The sequence below is a fragment of the Natronospira proteinivora genome (assembly GCF_024170465.1).
In the GTDB taxonomy this organism is placed as follows: Bacteria; Pseudomonadota; Gammaproteobacteria; order Natronospirales; family Natronospiraceae; genus Natronospira; species Natronospira proteinivora.
The window spans coordinates 1,113,212-1,128,965 of sequence record NZ_JALJYF010000002.1 but is presented as its reverse complement, the minus strand read 5'-3'; the positions used below and the strand labels follow the sequence as shown (position 1 = coordinate 1,128,965).

Sequence of the window (15,754 nt, the reverse complement as noted above, 5' to 3'; positions counted from 1 at the left end):
TTCATCAGAGACGAACCCGCAAATCTCGAAAATGAAAGCCGCTCATGTCCAGATCATCCCCCCGGGCAAAGCCCATCACCTTGAAACGCTCCCCCATCTCACCGGGCAGGGTCAATAATTTCACTTCTTGAGCCAGCTTGAGCTGGACCAGGGTATCTTCCGGACTCACCCCGCCGATATGACGATCAATGCCCGCGCCCAGAAGAAAATGAGCCTGGGTACTGAACCCCAACAGCTGACATCCCGAGGCCAGGGCGGCCTCGCCCACGGTGGTGAAATCCACCCAGGCGGTAATGTCCTGAATGCCGGGATAGAGGAAAGGATCCTGGTGGGCGCGGTGCCGGTAATGGCACATCAGGGTGCCCTGATGGCGCTCCGGCATGTAAAACTCCCGCCGGGGCAGGCCATAGTCGATGAAAACCGCCGCGCCGCGTGTGAGACAGCGGCCCACATCCTCAACCAGGGCCTGCAGGGAAACGGCCAGCTCGGACTCATAGCCTTCCGGTAGCTTGCGGCCCAATTCTGATTCCACAGCACGCACCCGGTCGGACAGGTCACGGTCATGAGACATCTCCCGCCAGCCAAGCCCCTGCCCCCGACGGGCCACGCCCAGACGGCGCACAGCACCGCCTCGAATCCGAAACCGCTCCACCGGCAAGGCATCCAGGACCTCATTGCCCAGCACCACACCGCGCAAGCGCTCGGGCAGGGCCTCGATCCACTCCACCCGTTCCAGCAGGTCCGGGGCCCGTTCCTCGATGGTGCGGGCCTGGCGCTCACGCAAATCGGCGCTGACCTCCAGGATCAGGTAGCGATCCGGCAATTTCCCTTCCGCAGCGAGATGATCCAGAATAGCCGCCGCCATGGCCCCGGAACCGGCTCCCATCTCCAGAATGTCACCGCCGCCCAGCCGGTCCAGTACTTCGGCGGCCTGATCGGCCAGACACAGGCTGAACAGGGATGACATCTCGGGTGCGGTGATAAAATCCCCGGCCTCGCCGAACTTCTGGGCCCCGGCGCTGTAATAGCCCAACCCCGGCTCATACAGGGCCATTTCCATATAGCGATGGAAGGAAATCACGCCCCCTTCGGCGTCGATGGTCTCCAGGATTTTCCGGCGCAGGGTTTCGCTGTGCTTGAGGGCCTCGGGCGGCGGCTCCGGCAGACTGCCGGGATCCCCTCCGGATGAATTGCGGTGTTGAGTCATGGGCTTGTAGGCTGCCTTGAACGTGTGCGCGGGAGAAAAAGAATCATGCAGGATAATACACCCTCATTGAGCGGGAAAACGGCTCTGGTCACCGGCGCCGCCCGACGTATTGGCGCCACCATTGCCGAAACCCTGCATCAGGCCGGTATGAACGTGGTGATCCACTACCGCCATTCGGCCACCGAAGCCGAAACCCTGGCCGATACCCTCAATACCCGCCGCCGGGATTCCGCCGTCACCGCCCAGGCCGATCTGCTGGCGCCCGATGGCTTCCCGTCTCTGATCAAGACGGCCGAACAATGGGGCGGGTTGGACCTGCTGGTGAATAACGCCTCCAGCTTCTATGCCACGCCGGTGGGAGAAGCCGAGGAGAGCCATTGGGATGAATTGATTGGCAGCAACCTTAAGGGCCCCTTTTTCCTGAGTCAGGCTGCTACGCCCTCGCTCACGGCACGCCAGGGCCAGATCATCAATATTGTCGACATCCATGGCTATCGCCCCCTGGCCCGGCACCCCATCTATAGCGTTGCCAAAGCCGGCCTGCTGATGCTGACCCGCAGCCTGGCCGGCGAGCTGGCCCCGGCAGTTCGGGTCAACGGTATCGCCCCCGGTGCCATCCTGTGGCCGGAGCAGCCCATGGATGCCGCCACACAGAACACCATCCTGGACCGCATCCCCCTGGCCCGCAGTGGCCACCCCCAGGACATCGCAAACGCGGTTTTATTCCTGGTCCGGGATGGGTCTTACATCAATGGCCAGGTGATACCGGTGGATGGCGGGCGAAGCGCCGTGGAATAAAGCATGAATAGCCCCCTATTTGGAACCCGGCAGGCTAAACTTGGGTCTTATCAACCAGACTCTCTGGAATCCCGCAGATGGGGGATCGAATGAATACTACCTTCAGCCATTCCATAAAACAGCCTGTATCCCAAGCCCGGGGCAAGCACCATCTCGGTATCTGGCTGCTGGTATGCACGGCCATGCTACTGACCGCCTGTGCCGGTACCGGCCCGGTGGAATATGACCAATCCGTGGATTTCGAGCGTTATCAAACCTTTGCCTGGGCCAATCCCGACCGGCGTCAAGTCAAAGACCCGGTGCTGGACAGTGAACTGCTGGACCGGCGGATGGCCAATGCCATTCGCCAAACTCTCACAGCCAAGGGCCTGGAAGAAGTGGCGGCGGAAGACGCCGATCTACTGGTGACCTATCACACCATTTCGCGGGAACGGCTTAGCAACCCCCATGTCCGCGTTCACCTGAGTTATGGGCCGGGCTACCCCTACTATCCCCATTGGCATGCCAGGCGACATCATCCGGGGCCGATCTATTACCATGATCAGCGCAGTTATCAGGAAGGCACCCTGATTATCGATGTGGTGGATCGCCAGCAGAATGAGCTGGTCTGGCGGGGGTGGCGTGCCGGCGAGGTCCGGCCCTCGCGCTTCCGGGATGACCAGCTGCGGCAACAGGTGGATCGTATTCTGCACCACTTTCCGCCCGACTCATGATGTCTGCGGACCGTTACACACTCCGGGAGGAGACTATGCCATTGCGCCCAAGAGATATTCCCAACCGCGCGAGCCAAATCATGGCCTTGCTCTTGCTGGTGGGCCTGACCGCCTGTGCTACCCCGATCCAGACCGAATATGACCGGGACATCGCCTTCTCCGATTACCAGACCTTCGCCTGGAAGGTACCCTCACGGGAAGGAGTGGAAGACCCGGCGGGTGACAGTGAAATCCTGGATCGCCGCATGGCGAGACTGATCAGTGATGCACTGGAAGCCCGTGGTTATGAGTCCGTGCCGGCCGAAGAGGCTGACTTCCTCATCACCTATCGTACCACCACACGCCGAGGTGACCGCAGCTCCGGCTCAAGCATCAGCATCGGCATGGGCAGCGGTAATGTGGGCGGCGGTGTCCGACTGGGTGGTGGCGGCAGCCAGACCCAAAGCGTGCTGATGCTGGATATCATCGATCGATCCGATGACACGCTGGTCTGGCGGGGTTGGGAGGAAAGCCAGCAGGGCCAGAGCCGCTGGTCTGAGGATCGTCTGAAACGACTGGTGAACCGTTTGCTGAATGAGTTCCCGCCCAGCAATCAATAATGGGGGACCCAAGCCAACAGATGGTCACCTTCCGGGAACTGGATGAAGCCGCTCACTGCCCCAAGGGAACCACCTTCCGGGCCTTCAAGGCCCTGAGTGATCAGTTGCGGGAAGGCGTAGATTATGTGCTTCTGCGTGCCGATAGCGATGGGGCCCGAATCGAGTCCTTGCGGGCCCAGGGCCGCATCTACAACAGCAGCGTCAATGTGGTGCTGTTGCAGCACCAGGCCGCGGATCGGGTCCGTGACAACATAATGAAAGCCCCACAATGAGCACCACCCCCGCCCGGATACCGCAACGGCTGATCTTCCATGTGGACCTGGATGCCTTCTATGCCTCGGTGGAAGAACTGGATTTTCCCGAGTTGCGAGGCGAGCCGGTTATTGTGGGCGGCCTGGGCGGGCGAGGCGTGGTCTCGGCGGCCAACTACCCGGCCCGCCGCTTTGGGGTACATTCGGCCATGCCCATGCATCGGGCTCGCCAGCTCTGTCCCCGGGGGCACTACCGCAATGGCCGCATGGAGCGCTATCGTGCCCTCTCCCAGCAGGTGTTCGATTGCTTCCGGGCCCTGACCCCGGATGTGGAAGGGCTGTCCCTGGATGAAGCCTTTCTGGATCTCAGCGCCGACCCGGATGCCCGGGACAATCCCGAGGCCATCGCCCGGGCCCTGAAAGACCGGATCCGGGAGCAGATTGGCCTGATTGCCTCGGTGGGGATCGCCCCCAACAAGTTTCTGGCCAAACTGGCCTCGGATATCGGCAAGCCGGATGGGCTGGTCCAGGTCAGCGAGGCCGGTCGGCAGGCCTTTCTGGATCCATTGCCGGTGGAACGTCTTTGGGGCGTGGGCGAGACCACCACCCAGCGTCTGCGCCGGGCCGGGCTGAGCACCTTTGGCAGTCTGCGGCGAGTCCCGGAACCCCAGCTGCGGGGACTGCTGGGCCGTTCGGCCAGCCGCATCAAGGCCCTGGCCGAAGGCAAGGATGATCGTCCGGTGGAAGCCCACCACGTGACCCGCTCCATCAGTGCCGAACAAACCTATGGCCGGGACCTGAATCAACTCCCCCGACTGCAGGAAGAGCTGTCACGCATGGCCGAGGAGGTGGCGGCCCGCCTGCGTGGAAAGTCACTGGAAACCGCCAGTGTGGCCATCAAGCTGCGAACCCCGGACTTTCACACCATGAGCCGTCAGCGCAAGCTCAACCGGCCCAGCGCCCAAGGCGCGGAACTGCGCGATGTGGCCCAGGCACTGGCTACCGAATGGTGGCAAGCCGAAACCGCGCGGCTGAATCGATCGCCCCGCCTTCGCCTGGCCGGCCTGGCCGCCCGTGAACTGGTGGCGGCTACTGGGCAACTGGGCCTGTTTGGCAACCAGGCCCGGGGGGCATCCACCGACGCACTGCTGGACCAGGCCCGGTCCCGTTTTGGCGACGGTGTCTTGCAGCGGGGCATCAGGCGGGACAAGCTAGGGACGGATTCAACGCAAGAGTGACACCATGGTTGCCAATGGTCATCCCTCATCGCAGCCATCACGATGGGGAATCAACAGCCTGCGCTTATACCTGCTCATTGCCTGCCTGCTGGGGGGGCCTGCAGCCAGTGCCAGCATCCAGCAGATTCATGATTACACAGTACGCCTGAATGACGGCTTCTCCTCCCTGTCGGTGAGCGCCTGCTTCGATGGCCCCTTCCCCGACAGCCTGTTTGCCGGCAGCAGCCAGGCCCGCCCCCTGCTCAGAAATGCCCATATCCGCCAGTCCGGCGAGCGGCGTCGGGTAGAAGTCAGCGGCAGCCAGATGCGGCTACCCGATCGGGCCGACGATGACTGCGTTCATTACCAGGTAGATCTCGGCAAGGCCGCCCGTGCCCGCAGTATCGGCATCGCGGCCAGAACCGGGGATGCCCTGGTGCTCTCCCCACAAATCTGGCTCTGGCGGCCCCGCAGCCTGAATCCCTACATCGATATTCGGCTGCATTTCGAACGGGAAGAAGGCATGGACATCCAGGGCCCCTGGCAAGCCGACCCGGACTGGCTGGACGCCTCATCTGAATCCGAGGCGGAAGATCAAGGCCCGGTATTTCGACTAGGCTACCCGCCGCTGGGCTGGGATTCGGATTTCATCATGGGGCGCTTCGAACGCTTCCAGCTGGACTCCGAACAAACCCGGGTCACGGTCGCAAAGGCGGACGGGCCTGGCGAGCGGGCCGATATGACACTCACCCGGCAATGGCTTCAGGCCGGCCTGGAAGCTGCCGAAAGCATCTTTGGTCAATTACCCAGCGAGCGGGGACAGGTCATTATCGTCCCCCTGGACAGCGGTGACCGGCCGGTTGCCCGAGGCCGGGTCAGTCGGGCCGGCGGGCTGAGCATGTCCCTGGGCATGAACGGGCACCAGCCCGAATCGGATTATCAAGCCGATGGCCTGATTGCCCATGAGTTCATCCATTGGCTACACCCCCCGGTGGCCAGCGACCACCGCTGGCTGCCGGAAGGACTGGCCACCTATTACCAGTACATCGGCCTGGCCCGGGCCGGACACCTGAGCCCCGCCGAAGCCTGGCAACGTTTCATGGAGGATATGGATGACGGCATCTGGGATCGGCGCCCGGGAACCGTCCTGGATATTGCCCGGCGCATGAACCGGGAAGGTGGCGCCGATTATGTCTACTGGGCCAGTGCGGCCATGATGCTGATCGCCGATGTGGAACTGCGGCGCCGCAGCGACAAACAGCAAAGCCTGGACCATATCCTGGCCCAATGGGTGGACTGCTGTTTCGATCAACGCCGCAGTGCCGATGGCCGCGATGTCATGGACCGCCTGGACGAACTGGCCGGTGGCGAGCCCATCTTTCGCCCCCTCTATGACGACCATGTGCTGTCGGTGGGTTTTCCCGATATCGAGCAGCTGCTTGAGTCACTGGGCCTGCCCCAGGCTGGAGAAACGTTCGAGCTGAACGAAGAAGCGCCCCTGGCCCCCATCCGCCGGGCCATCATGCAGCCCCACGAGGAGCCCCTGCTACCCTAGCAAGACAAGGTTCGTGACCCGAAGCCGCCGGGGAGGCTATAATCCACGCCCTGTGGTCATCCCTTCAAGGTGGTCATATCGCTTCAATGGGCCTGTAGCTCAGTTGGTTAGAGCAGGGGACTCATAATCCCTTGGTCGCTGGTTCGAGTCCAGCCGGGCCCACCATTTTTGCCTCACGGGCAACACTCAATGTGCGGGAAAGCATAAGTTGGCCGTTCCGGCCACTTTATGCTGACATGACACCATAAGGTGGCCGTTTTGGGCGATTTCGGCCAATTTAAGCCGCCATCTAACTTCTTGCCGGTCATATCGATCCCTTTTTGGGCAATGGTGTAGATAGAAAGCCAGCTATGGGCTCCAGATTTTCCCATTGATACCCGAATGTAAGCCGTGCGGCGTGTAAGAGATCATATTTCTGTGGTTAGAAGACTAACTAGGCAGGTTATTTCTCAATTGTGACGATGAACGCCCCCGTCTGACACCTCGGTCACACTACATCTGCTGCTCCGGAGCGATTGTAATCCGCTCACATGAGAGAAAAGGATGCATTGCTTTAACTGAAGACTTTAGTACCACTTAAAGCGCGCTCTGTCGGCGGGTTTTCGAAGTTTTGAATCGTTTATAGCACCACCATATAAACAGAACAAAAGTACCGCCCAGTATTACCCCGATAATTTGCACCAGTCTCACATCTGCATAATTGCCGCCCAGCGGCCAAACCCTTTGGGAAATGTCTGTTACATTCTGCCCAAGTTTATGGAGTGGGCCTTCCGTGACAGATCTCTCAATGTCATACCCCATATGACCAAACATAGTATCTAACTGATCCTGCGAGAAACAGAGTGTGGCACCAAGAAAAACACCGATACCACGCGGCACCGACTTCCCGCCCTCCCACAGATATCCATGCCATGTTCTATGTTTAGCACGAGCCTGGGCAGCTTCACGTGCGTCTAGTTCTGCTTCTAGCATCTTTTGGTAAGCGGCAATCGGGTCCTCGCCCAGCTCTTCCGGTCCTGGCTGATAACGTTCTCCAAGAGTTTCCCGCTCCTCTGCAGTTAATGGTCTCGTCTCGACAATCTCCCAGTCGCCTTCACTGGTTTCTTGCGCCTCGTTACTGTGTTGTGCCTTGTGCTGATCTTCTTTTTCCTCGTATGTATGCCCTGTGTACGCCAGATACATATGAATAACTATTATTGGTACGGCCGCCCATATATGCCAATCTGGCCAGAATCCATTCTTGTAACGAGACACTGCCGCAGGAAGTGTTACGATTACCAAACCGGTGATTACGAACCCCAGCGTTGCTCCGAATACACTTGCAAGGTAAACAGGGGCGGCTTGATTATAATCGGGTCCAATGAGAAACCAGACGGCCATCGATGCAAAGAAAAGAACCACTACTTGCGATAGCTTTCGCTTTTTATTCCGTTTCATGAGATGTGTGCCTCTATCACATTATTCATGCATATGCTTGGATACGCCTTCACTCTGCTATTTCGTGTTATAGAGACCGAAGTTTTGAAGCTCCCCCGCAATCTCCGTGTATAGTTTAGCGAATTAATGATCGGCGCTTCCTATTCTCCGTAACTCTTGATTAAAGCACCCAGGCGCGAGTGGCCTATGACCTAAGGCGAGCCGAGCGAAGTGCCTCACCGATCGACATACCGGATTCGTCGCTACCGCGCAAACTTCCAGTACGTTTACGATCTCCGGACCAATCGATTTGCCGTCGAGTAGGAGTAGCTCATTGTAAAGGGCGCGTCTACCGAGAAGAGTAAAGCTCGCCGCTAAGAGTATAGGGCTCAGCCTAGGTCGTGAAACTCCAAAGCCTGATTGCAGAGGAAGTAGCGAAGAGTGACGCTGAAACTCATTCCGCAAACTCTCTTTTTGAGCTTAGCAGCTCAAGTAAAGCTCCGACATCCCATCGAGTCGGTCCTTGATCTCCCGCCAATCGGGCATGGCGATATCTAAGAGCTGATAAAAGCGCCCACTGTGGTTGTGCTCCTTCAGGTGGCATAGCTCGTGGAGAATGACGTAGTCAATGCAGCGAATCGGAGTTTTGACCAAATGTGGGTTTAGCAGGATGCTGCCAGTCCGTGAGCAGCTACCCCACTGGGTCTTCATGGCGCGGATGGTCCAGGGTGGGGCTTCGCTCACCCAGGGTAGGCGCTCAGCGATGGTTTCCAGGCGGCGGGCGAATACGGCTTTTGCGTGTTCGCGGTACCACTGCTCGAGGGCAGCCTTAACGGCCTTTCGGGAGGTGTCTGGCGTGCTAACGCGAAGTTGGCCGCGGAGGAGTTTGACCCGGGTAGCACCCTCGGCCTGAATAAGCTTGAGGGGGTGGCGGCGGCCCAGGTAGAACAGGGTTTCACCGCTGACATATTCGCGGGCGAGGGCATCGTGGCGGCGAGCCTGGATCTCCTGCAGGTGGCGGGTCACCCAGCGGGCGCGCTTCAGGAGGGCCTGCTTGGTTTCGACAAGGGAGGTGTCGGGCGGGGTTTCCACCTCCACGAGGCCATCGGGATGCACATGGATGCGGGCTCGGCGGCCGTCATTGGGGCGTTTGTCCCCGCGACGCCAGAAAAAACGGAGCTCACCTTCGCCGTAGGGGACGCTGTGGGTCGGTTCCTGTCGGGTACCGATGTCAGTCATGGCGGCTCCCCACCCGAACCACATGGACCACTTCATCCAGTATCGCTTTGGCCTGGTCCAAGCCAAATCGATCGAACAGTGTCGGCAGCAGTTGTTTGCGGATGCCGGTTTCGATGCCGGCCGGGTTCAGGCTGTTTTCCGCCACCACCCGCTTGACGGTCCGCTCGATCTCCAGCGCCAGGTCCACCAGCTCGTCGCCGGATTTTTCCAGCTCGCGATCAATGGCCTCGTCGCCGATGACGAGCCGGAATATGCCGAAATAGGCCCGCGCCTGGGGCTTGTCCTGTAGAGCGTCTGGAATGCCTGGCAGTTTCCGTCCCCTGACCTGCTCCTCCAGTTCTTGGAACAGGGCGTACTGCTTGGTGGGGTGGTCAAACAGCGCCTCGGCTTCCTCGATGGCCTGTTTCAGCAGTGCCGAGAACACCTTCTTGGCATAGGGGTCATCGTCCAGGTCCTGCTCGATGGTTTTCTTGGTGCGGGTACGGATCTTGTCGGCTTCGTTCCGGGTTTTCTGCTCATCCCAGTTCTCCGGATCGGTGCCGAGCTTGCCAACATCGTAGGTCTCATCGCTGGCGACGATCTCTTCGCCCACCACATCGCGATCCACCAGTTTCCGAATCTGTTTCTCGTAGGCGCTGTAGTCCACGGTTTCCTGGGCATCCTGGCGTACCGTCTTGCGCAGCTCGACAAACCATTTTAGATCACGCTTGTAGGTGCGGATCATGTCCTCGGTGAAGCGCTTGTCCTCGAAGAATGAGCGAGAGCTACGAGCCACCTGCAGGCACATACCGAACTCGGTCAGGGCTTCGTAGAATTCCTCGCGGAGCTTCTGGCGGGCGTCGTATTCCACCCCATCAGCGTCCATCAGGTAGCGCGGCATCAGTACCTGGCGGTAAGCTTCCTGGTCCTGGGTATTTTCCACCTCGCTGAAGAAGGACCAGAGGCGCTGGTGGTACTCAGGCAGGCGCTTGTACTCGGTGTCGACATTGCGATACAGCCCGTCAATATCGTCGATGTCAAAGCCGCCCTGGGTGTGCTCTTCCAGGTCCTGGTATTTCTGGATGGCGGTATCCAGCTCGGCGAGGATGCCCCGGTAGTCGATCAGCAGGCCATAGTGCTTTTCCTCGTGCAGGCGGTTCACCCGGGCGATGGCCTGGATGAGGTTATGGCCCTTCAGAGGCTTGTCGATGTAGAGCACGGCATTGCGGGGCTCATCGAAGCCGGTGAGGAGCTTGTCTACCACGATCAGCAGATCCGGGTCGCCTTCCATGCCGAAGTGCTCAATGGTCTCGCGCTCATAGGCGTAGGGGTCGGTCTTGATGTTGTTCGCCCACCATTGCTGAACCTCCGGGAGTTCGGCCTCATCCACCTCGCTGTGGCCTTCGCGGGTGTCAGGCGGGGAAATCACAATCCGGGAGGAGACCAGGCCCGTGTCGTCGAGATGGCGCTTGTATCGGATGGCAGACAGCTTGCTATCACAAGCCACCTGCCCCTTTAGGGTCTTACCCAGGTTCTTGAAGTTCTCGCTGAAATGCAGGGCGATGTCCCAGGCGATCAGGCGAATGCGGTTGTCGGCGCCGTAGACGGCACCCCGCTTGGCGTATTTGCGCTTGAGATCCGATTTCTGCTCGTCGCTCAGGCCCTGGGTGATGGTCTCAAACCAGTTGTCGATGGCCTTCTGGTTCACATCCAGCGCCGGGCGGCGCTCTTCGTAGAGCAGCGGGGAGACGGTGCCGTCTTCCACCGCCCGCCGCATGGTGTAGGCGTGGACGATGGGGCCGAAGGTTTCTTCCGTCTCCCGGCGGTCCTTTTTCATCAAGGGGGTGCCGGTAAAGGCGATATAAGCGGCGTTGGGCAGAGCCATGCGCATGCGCTGGTGATTTTCGCCCCCATGGCTGCGGTGGCCTTCGTCCACCAGCACCAGCAGGTTCTCGCTGGGGTTATGGCACTCCTTGTGCTTGATGGCCGACAAGAACTTCTGAACCAGAGTGAAGATCACCCGTTGCTCGCCCTGGCCGATCTGCCGGGCCAAATCCCGGCCGGAGCCCATGCGGGCCTTGCCCGCCTCACCGCGACTCGCGGACTTAAGCCCCAATGCGCCGGAAGCGGCAAAGGTGCGTGAAAGTTGTTTTTCCAGATCCACCCGGTCGGTGACCACGACCACCCGGCACTGTTTGAGGGCCTCGTGCAGCACCAGCAGCTTGCTGAGAAAGACCATGGTGAAGGACTTGCCCGAGCCCGTGGTATGCCAGATCACGCCGCCCCGGCGGGCACCCTGCTTGTCCAAGCCGGTAATCTGGCGCAGCAATGACTCAATGCTGAAAAACTGTTGGTGGCGGGCAATGATCTTGTCGTGCTTGTAGTAGAGTATGTAATACCGCAGCAGCGACAGCAGCCGCTCCGGGCTCAAGATGCCGATCAGTAGCTCGTCCTGCTCGGTGGGCAGCACCGGCTTCTCCCAAAGTTGCTCGAAATACTGGCGGACCCGGGGCTCCTTGCCGGCGAAAAGAGCCTCCTTCGCCTCTTTGTCCAGCTTCCGGTTCTTGATGGCCTTGCGTTCCTCGCGGCTGATCTCTTCCTCTTCCCACTTCGACCAGAACTTGCGCGGCGTCTTGGTGGTCCCGTATCGGGCATCGGTCTGGCTCACGGCCACCAGCACCTGGGCAAAGGCGAAGAGAGTCGGTATCTCCTGCACCCCCTGGTTACGGATCATCTGGCTGATACTTTCCTCGATCATCGATTTGTTCGGGTTGCCAGACGCCGCCCGCTTGGCCTCAATCACGACCACCGGGATGCCATTCAGAAAGCCCACCAGATCCGGGCGCCGATGGCCGGTGGCGGAGGCGTTCTGCACCTCCATTTCCTCGGTGACGATGAAGCTGTTCTGTTCAATAGCCTGCCAGTTGACCAGTGGCACCGTGGTGGGATGGCGCTTGCCGTCGGGCATGAACTCATTGACGGTGATGCCAAGCGTGAGCATGTCATGCACGGCCTCATTGGCCGGCATCAGCCCCTCGACCAGGCCGGGCGAGGACAGGGTGTTGAGAATCTGCTGGATGCCTTCGCTGGAGAGCGGGTATTCCTTTCCCTTGTACTCGAAGCGGTGCTGGCGCAGGAAATCGATCAGCTTCGGGCGCAGCAGGACATCACGGGTGGAGTCACCGCGAAGTTCCATCACCGCCGACGGCGAGCGATATTCCCAGCCCAGGCGTATCAGCATGGCCAGGGCGGGGATATGCGAGGCGTAGAGCTCGCTGGTGTTGGGGGTGACGGTGCCCATTGGGTCTCCTTCCGTGATCTTTGCCAGTCCTAGGCTGTGGCGGATTCGGCCTCGGCTTCATTGACCCTGACGCGGCGTTTGCCTGTCAGGAGTTGCTGCATAAGCGCCTTTTTTTCTGCCTTTAACGCTTCTAAGCGACGCAGCACCAATAGAACTTCCGTATCCGCCCTGGACAATACTGCTGCGATTCGCTTTTGCTCATCTATGTCAGGGGCATGAACTTTCAGGTTAAAGAAGTCAGAAGGTTTAACGTTCAAGAGGCCATGCGCTCGACCACCTTCATTCGCAATCTTAGATAACCCATTGTTCAACAACCCTGCCTCGAAATATTGCTCAAAATAGTCACCATCAGCTTCCTCTTCGTCTGCGACCTCAAAACATATGTAAAGGGTAGTAACTACGCCCTTACTGTATCGATTCAGGCGCTTGATCGCGCCCATCGGATAACCATTGGAGTAACTCTTGTTGTATGCGAACTGTCCATTTCTCAAAAGGTAATAGTCATCCAGGATCTCTGATGCGACAGATTTTTTGAAGTAATCTCCTTGCTTAACTAGGCCATCACGCCCGGAAATAGTTACAACATTTTCGCTTTGCCCTGCATTCTTTTCTCGCACACGGTGAAATAATGTTCCAAGTCGAAATTCATTCCACTCGCCCTCAAACCCCGGCAAGCGCTTCTTTCCCGTCAGCAACTGCTGCATCAGGGCTTTTTTCTGCTGCTCGCTGTTGGCCAGAAGCTGCTCAGTGGTGGCAATGGCTTCGTCCCAGGTGGAGAGAATTTTGGCGATTTTTCGTTGTTCAGGGACCGGCGGAAGCCAGGTTTTGGTTTTACGCAGCTCAGCAAGCGATATCTCCTGAAGCGCCGAACCACCCACTCTGCGAATCAAATCAGCCCTAAAGCGCGGGGACCGAAGCTCCCAAAGCAGATATTCAGAAATCACATCTTCTCCATCCGCGGAGATTCTTGCCAATCCTCTCGTGATATTGGAGCCGGCAACCGTCTCATCAATAAGCCTTACTAAACCCACCTCGCCACGCAAAGCCATAACAATGTCGCCGACTTCCAGAGAAGTTCGCTTGTATGAATAGTGAATTTCAGATGATGTCGTAATCATCTCTTCGAGATCCATCTGGGCCTTCGTAAGATCCACAACCCTCAAACAAGGGATACCATTCTCTTGCGGCGTTCCGGTTTGCACGATTCCGTATGAAACTGGCTTCCGGCATACTTGCGCAAGAGGCTTTTCTTTCCACCCTTCAGGCACCATAACCCAGCTCCTTCAGATACCCGTCCATCTCTGTTTCCAGCGTTTCCAGCTTCGCCTTGAGCTCCTTCCGCTCGGCGCGCACCGCCATGAGGTCGATTTCTTCCTCTTCCTCGAAGGTGTCCACATAGCGGGGGATATTCAGGTTGAAGTCGTTTTCCCGTATCTCATCGACGGTGGCGAGGTAGGCGTACTTGTCCACCGTCTCGCGGGCCTGATAGGTCTCGACGATCTTTCGGATATTGTCTTCCGACAGGGCATTCTGGTTCTTGCCGGCCTGAAATTCGCGGCTGGCGTCGATGAACATCACCTTGTCGTCCTGCCTGTCCTGGCGAAACACCAGAATGGCGGCGGGGATGCCGGTGCCGAAGAAGAGCTTTTCCGGCAGGCCGATCACGGCATCCAGCAGGCCTTCCTCGATCAGCTGCTTGCGGATCTTGCCCTCGGATGAGCCGCGGAAGAGCACGCCGTGGGGGACCACGACGCCCATACGCCCGGTTTTCGGCTTGAGGGTCTCAACCATGTGCTGAATGAAGGCGTAGTCACCCTTGGTCTTGGGTGGGATGCCACGGCGGAAACGGTTGTGCGGGTCATTTTCGGCGGAGTCATGGCCCCACTTGTCGAGCGAGAAGGGCGGATTGGCCGCCACCACATCGAACTGCTGTAGCCGGCCCTTGTTGTCCAGCAGCTTGGGGTTGCGGATGGTGTCGCCCCACTCGATGCGGTGATTGTCCACGCCGTGCAGGAACATATTCATCTTGGCCAGGGCCCAGGTGCTGCCGATGGCTTCCTGCCCATGGAGGGCGAACTTCTTCGAGCCGTTAAAAGCGTTCTTGATCTGGTTGGCACATTTGAGCAGCAGGGAGCCGGAGCCGCAGGCCGGGTCGCAAATCTCGTCGCCTTCTTCCGGGCTCAGCAGCTCGGCGATTAGCTCGGACACCTCGGCGGGGGTATAGAACTCCCCGGCCTTCTTGCCGGAGCTCGCAGCAAACTGGGCGATCAGGAACTCGTAGGCGTTGCCGATGATGTCCAGCCGACCAATGCGGCTGGGCCGCAGGTTCAGCTCGGGGCGGTGGAAGTCCTCCAGCAGGGCCTTGAGGATCTCATTTTTCGATTTCTCATCGCCGAGCTTGTTGGAGTTGAAACTAATGTCCTGGAAGACATCGGCCAGCTTCTGGCTGTTGGTTTCCTCGATGGCGTGCAGGGCCTTATCGATGCGCTCGCCGTTGCCGGGCTCATGCCGGTGCTCGTAGAGGTCATAGAAGTTGGCCGCCGGTGGCAACACGAAGCGCTCATTCTTCATCAGCTCCCGAATCAGCTCCGGGTGGTCGCCGTGCTCGGACTGGTACTGCTCCCAGTGGTCCTGCCAGACATCGGACAGGTATTTCACAAAGAGCATGGTGAGCACGAAATCCTTGTAGATGCTCGCGTCCACAGTCCCGCGAAAGGTGTCACAGGCGTTCCAGACCGCCTTGTTGATCTGCGCCTGGCTGACGGGGGTGTTCATGGTGTTCTCCCTGTTATCCATTACGGACGGTATCCAGCATGGCCCGGCCAATGGCCGTGACCTCCCGATGTCGGTTATCGATAAGCGCCTGCATCAGCTCAGCTTCGCGGTCCGCCCCCCGAAACAGTGCCACCAGGTGGCGCTGTCGGGCCAGGGGCGGCAGGTGCAGGCGGATAGCGGCCAGCTCGGTCTTAGGCACACTGGGCATCAGCGAGCCCTGCCGACCCGCGGCAATGGCCGCCCGCCCCTCGCCGTGATTGAGCTGCCAGACGAGAAAGCCCGGATCAACGATGTCATCCGATCCTGGCTTCAGGCGGATGAGAAAGAAATGCGGAGTGCAGACCGTCGCCTCGGGGACCTCCTCAATCAGAACAGCCCCATTGCGAGGGCCACGCGCCATAAAGAGCACATCCCCCGGCTGCAGGTAATCCGGCCGCCGGCGGCCACCCAACTGCACCCGATCCAGCGCCTCCCCACCCACAACCCGGGCCGCAGAATCCATGCTGACCCACTCCCGCGACGAGACATGTCGCACCTGAACCGCCCAGGCATTGCCATCCGCCTGCGCCTTCAGCGCCCCGCGAAACGGGTAGCCGGGCAGGATTTCTGCGATCTGGTTAAGAGGTGTTGCGGCCATGGGCGCTACGGTCTCATCTGCATCATCGATTATGATGCAGAGTAGTCGCTCCCAACGGACCGTGCAA

Annotated in this window: 13 protein-coding genes and 1 tRNA gene; 7 read left to right on the top strand and 7 right to left on the bottom strand. The window is 59.3% G+C overall.

Annotated elements, in window-relative coordinates; all coding sequences use genetic code 11:
- Positions 1-4 precede the first annotated feature (4 nt).
- Positions 5-1,207 (bottom strand): class I SAM-dependent methyltransferase, encoded by a 1,203-nt coding sequence (locus J2T60_RS12130; protein ID WP_253450632.1) that lies wholly within the window; start codon positions 1,205-1,207, stop codon positions 5-7.
- 45 nt (positions 1,208-1,252) lie between these two features.
- Between J2T60_RS12130 and J2T60_RS12125 the strand changes: the two genes are divergently transcribed.
- The 7 genes from J2T60_RS12125 to J2T60_RS12095 all read left to right on the top strand — a co-directional run bounded on the left by J2T60_RS12125 (position 1,253) and on the right by J2T60_RS12095 (position 6,505).
- Positions 1,253-2,005 carry a pteridine reductase gene (locus J2T60_RS12125; RefSeq protein ID WP_253450629.1) on the top strand — a complete coding sequence of 251 codons (753 nt, stop codon included), beginning with the start codon at positions 1,253-1,255 and terminating at the stop codon, positions 2,003-2,005.
- A gap of 89 nt (positions 2,006-2,094) precedes the next feature.
- Positions 2,095-2,718, top strand: coding sequence for a DUF4136 domain-containing protein (locus J2T60_RS12120; protein WP_253450626.1), 624 nt, complete (start codon positions 2,095-2,097; stop codon positions 2,716-2,718).
- An 80-nt stretch (positions 2,719-2,798) separates the two neighbouring features.
- Positions 2,799-3,317 carry a DUF4136 domain-containing protein gene (locus J2T60_RS12115; protein WP_253450623.1) on the top strand — a complete coding sequence of 173 codons (519 nt, stop codon included), beginning with the start codon at positions 2,799-2,801 and terminating at the stop codon, positions 3,315-3,317.
- Positions 3,317-3,589: a hypothetical protein gene (locus J2T60_RS12110; protein WP_253450620.1), complete on the top strand. Its 273-nt coding sequence runs from the start codon at positions 3,317-3,319 to the stop codon at positions 3,587-3,589. Before J2T60_RS12115 ends, J2T60_RS12110 begins: the two co-directional genes overlap by 1 nt.
- Positions 3,586-4,806: a DNA polymerase IV gene (gene dinB, locus J2T60_RS12105; RefSeq protein ID WP_253450616.1), complete on the top strand. Its 1,221-nt coding sequence runs from the start codon at positions 3,586-3,588 to the stop codon at positions 4,804-4,806. Before J2T60_RS12110 ends, dinB begins: the two co-directional genes overlap by 4 nt.
- A gap of 4 nt (positions 4,807-4,810) precedes the next feature.
- Positions 4,811-6,340: a M61 metallopeptidase family protein gene (locus J2T60_RS12100; RefSeq protein ID WP_253450600.1), complete on the top strand. Its 1,530-nt coding sequence runs from the start codon at positions 4,811-4,813 to the stop codon at positions 6,338-6,340.
- A gap of 88 nt (positions 6,341-6,428) precedes the next feature.
- Positions 6,429-6,505: transfer RNA gene (locus J2T60_RS12095), tRNA-Ile, on the top strand.
- Between the two features lie 411 nt (positions 6,506-6,916).
- On the opposite strand, the gene J2T60_RS12090 is transcribed toward J2T60_RS12095, so the two are convergent.
- The 6 genes from J2T60_RS12090 to J2T60_RS12065 all read right to left on the bottom strand — a co-directional run bounded on the left by J2T60_RS12090 (position 6,917) and on the right by J2T60_RS12065 (position 15,687).
- Positions 6,917-7,777 carry a hypothetical protein gene (locus J2T60_RS12090; RefSeq protein ID WP_253450597.1) on the bottom strand — a complete coding sequence of 287 codons (861 nt, stop codon included), beginning with the start codon at positions 7,775-7,777 and terminating at the stop codon, positions 6,917-6,919.
- A gap of 459 nt (positions 7,778-8,236) precedes the next feature.
- On the bottom strand, positions 8,237-8,995 hold the full coding sequence (locus tag J2T60_RS12085; RefSeq protein ID WP_253450594.1) for a M48 family metallopeptidase: 759 nt from the start codon (positions 8,993-8,995) through the stop codon (positions 8,237-8,239).
- Complete coding sequence (locus J2T60_RS12080) at positions 8,988-12,275, bottom strand: type I restriction endonuclease subunit R (RefSeq protein WP_253450591.1); 3,288 nt, start codon at positions 12,273-12,275, stop codon at positions 8,988-8,990. Before J2T60_RS12080 ends, J2T60_RS12085 begins: the two co-directional genes overlap by 8 nt.
- Before the next feature lie 29 nt (positions 12,276-12,304).
- Positions 12,305-13,546, bottom strand: coding sequence for a restriction endonuclease subunit S (locus J2T60_RS12075; protein WP_253450588.1), 1,242 nt, complete (start codon positions 13,544-13,546; stop codon positions 12,305-12,307).
- Complete coding sequence (locus tag J2T60_RS12070) at positions 13,536-15,050, bottom strand: type I restriction-modification system subunit M (protein WP_253450585.1); 1,515 nt, start codon at positions 15,048-15,050, stop codon at positions 13,536-13,538. The genes J2T60_RS12075 and J2T60_RS12070 overlap by 11 nt, the downstream gene beginning before the upstream one ends.
- Positions 15,051-15,063: 13 nt before the next feature.
- The gene (locus J2T60_RS12065; protein WP_253450582.1) at positions 15,064-15,687 is read right to left on the bottom strand and encodes a restriction endonuclease subunit S domain-containing protein; all 624 of its coding nucleotides are present in this window, start codon (positions 15,685-15,687) and stop codon (positions 15,064-15,066) included.
- Positions 15,688-15,754: the final 67 nt, after the last annotated feature.

Bases quoted from the DNA above. Each gene is read 5' to 3' on its own strand.
- J2T60_RS12130 (WP_253450632.1), bottom strand. From the start codon at position 1,207: ATGACTCAACACCGCAATTCATCCGGAGGGGATCCCGGCAGTCTGCCG.
- J2T60_RS12125 (WP_253450629.1), top strand. From the start codon at position 1,253: ATGCAGGATAATACACCCTCATTGAGCGGGAAAACGGCTCTGGTCACC.
- J2T60_RS12120 (WP_253450626.1), top strand. From the start codon at position 2,095: ATGAATACTACCTTCAGCCATTCCATAAAACAGCCTGTATCCCAAGCC.
- J2T60_RS12115 (WP_253450623.1), top strand. From the start codon at position 2,799: ATGGCCTTGCTCTTGCTGGTGGGCCTGACCGCCTGTGCTACCCCGATC.
- J2T60_RS12110 (WP_253450620.1), top strand. From the start codon at position 3,317: ATGGGGGACCCAAGCCAACAGATGGTCACCTTCCGGGAACTGGATGAA.
- dinB (WP_253450616.1), top strand. From the start codon at position 3,586: ATGAGCACCACCCCCGCCCGGATACCGCAACGGCTGATCTTCCATGTG.
- J2T60_RS12100 (WP_253450600.1), top strand. From the start codon at position 4,811: ATGGTTGCCAATGGTCATCCCTCATCGCAGCCATCACGATGGGGAATC.
- J2T60_RS12090 (WP_253450597.1), bottom strand. From the start codon at position 7,777: ATGAAACGGAATAAAAAGCGAAAGCTATCGCAAGTAGTGGTTCTTTTC.
- J2T60_RS12085 (WP_253450594.1), bottom strand. From the start codon at position 8,995: ATGACTGACATCGGTACCCGACAGGAACCGACCCACAGCGTCCCCTAC.
- J2T60_RS12080 (WP_253450591.1), bottom strand. From the start codon at position 12,275: ATGGGCACCGTCACCCCCAACACCAGCGAGCTCTACGCCTCGCATATC.
- J2T60_RS12075 (WP_253450588.1), bottom strand. From the start codon at position 13,546: ATGGTGCCTGAAGGGTGGAAAGAAAAGCCTCTTGCGCAAGTATGCCGG.
- J2T60_RS12070 (WP_253450585.1), bottom strand. From the start codon at position 15,050: ATGAACACCCCCGTCAGCCAGGCGCAGATCAACAAGGCGGTCTGGAAC.
- J2T60_RS12065 (WP_253450582.1), bottom strand. From the start codon at position 15,687: ATGGCCGCAACACCTCTTAACCAGATCGCAGAAATCCTGCCCGGCTAC.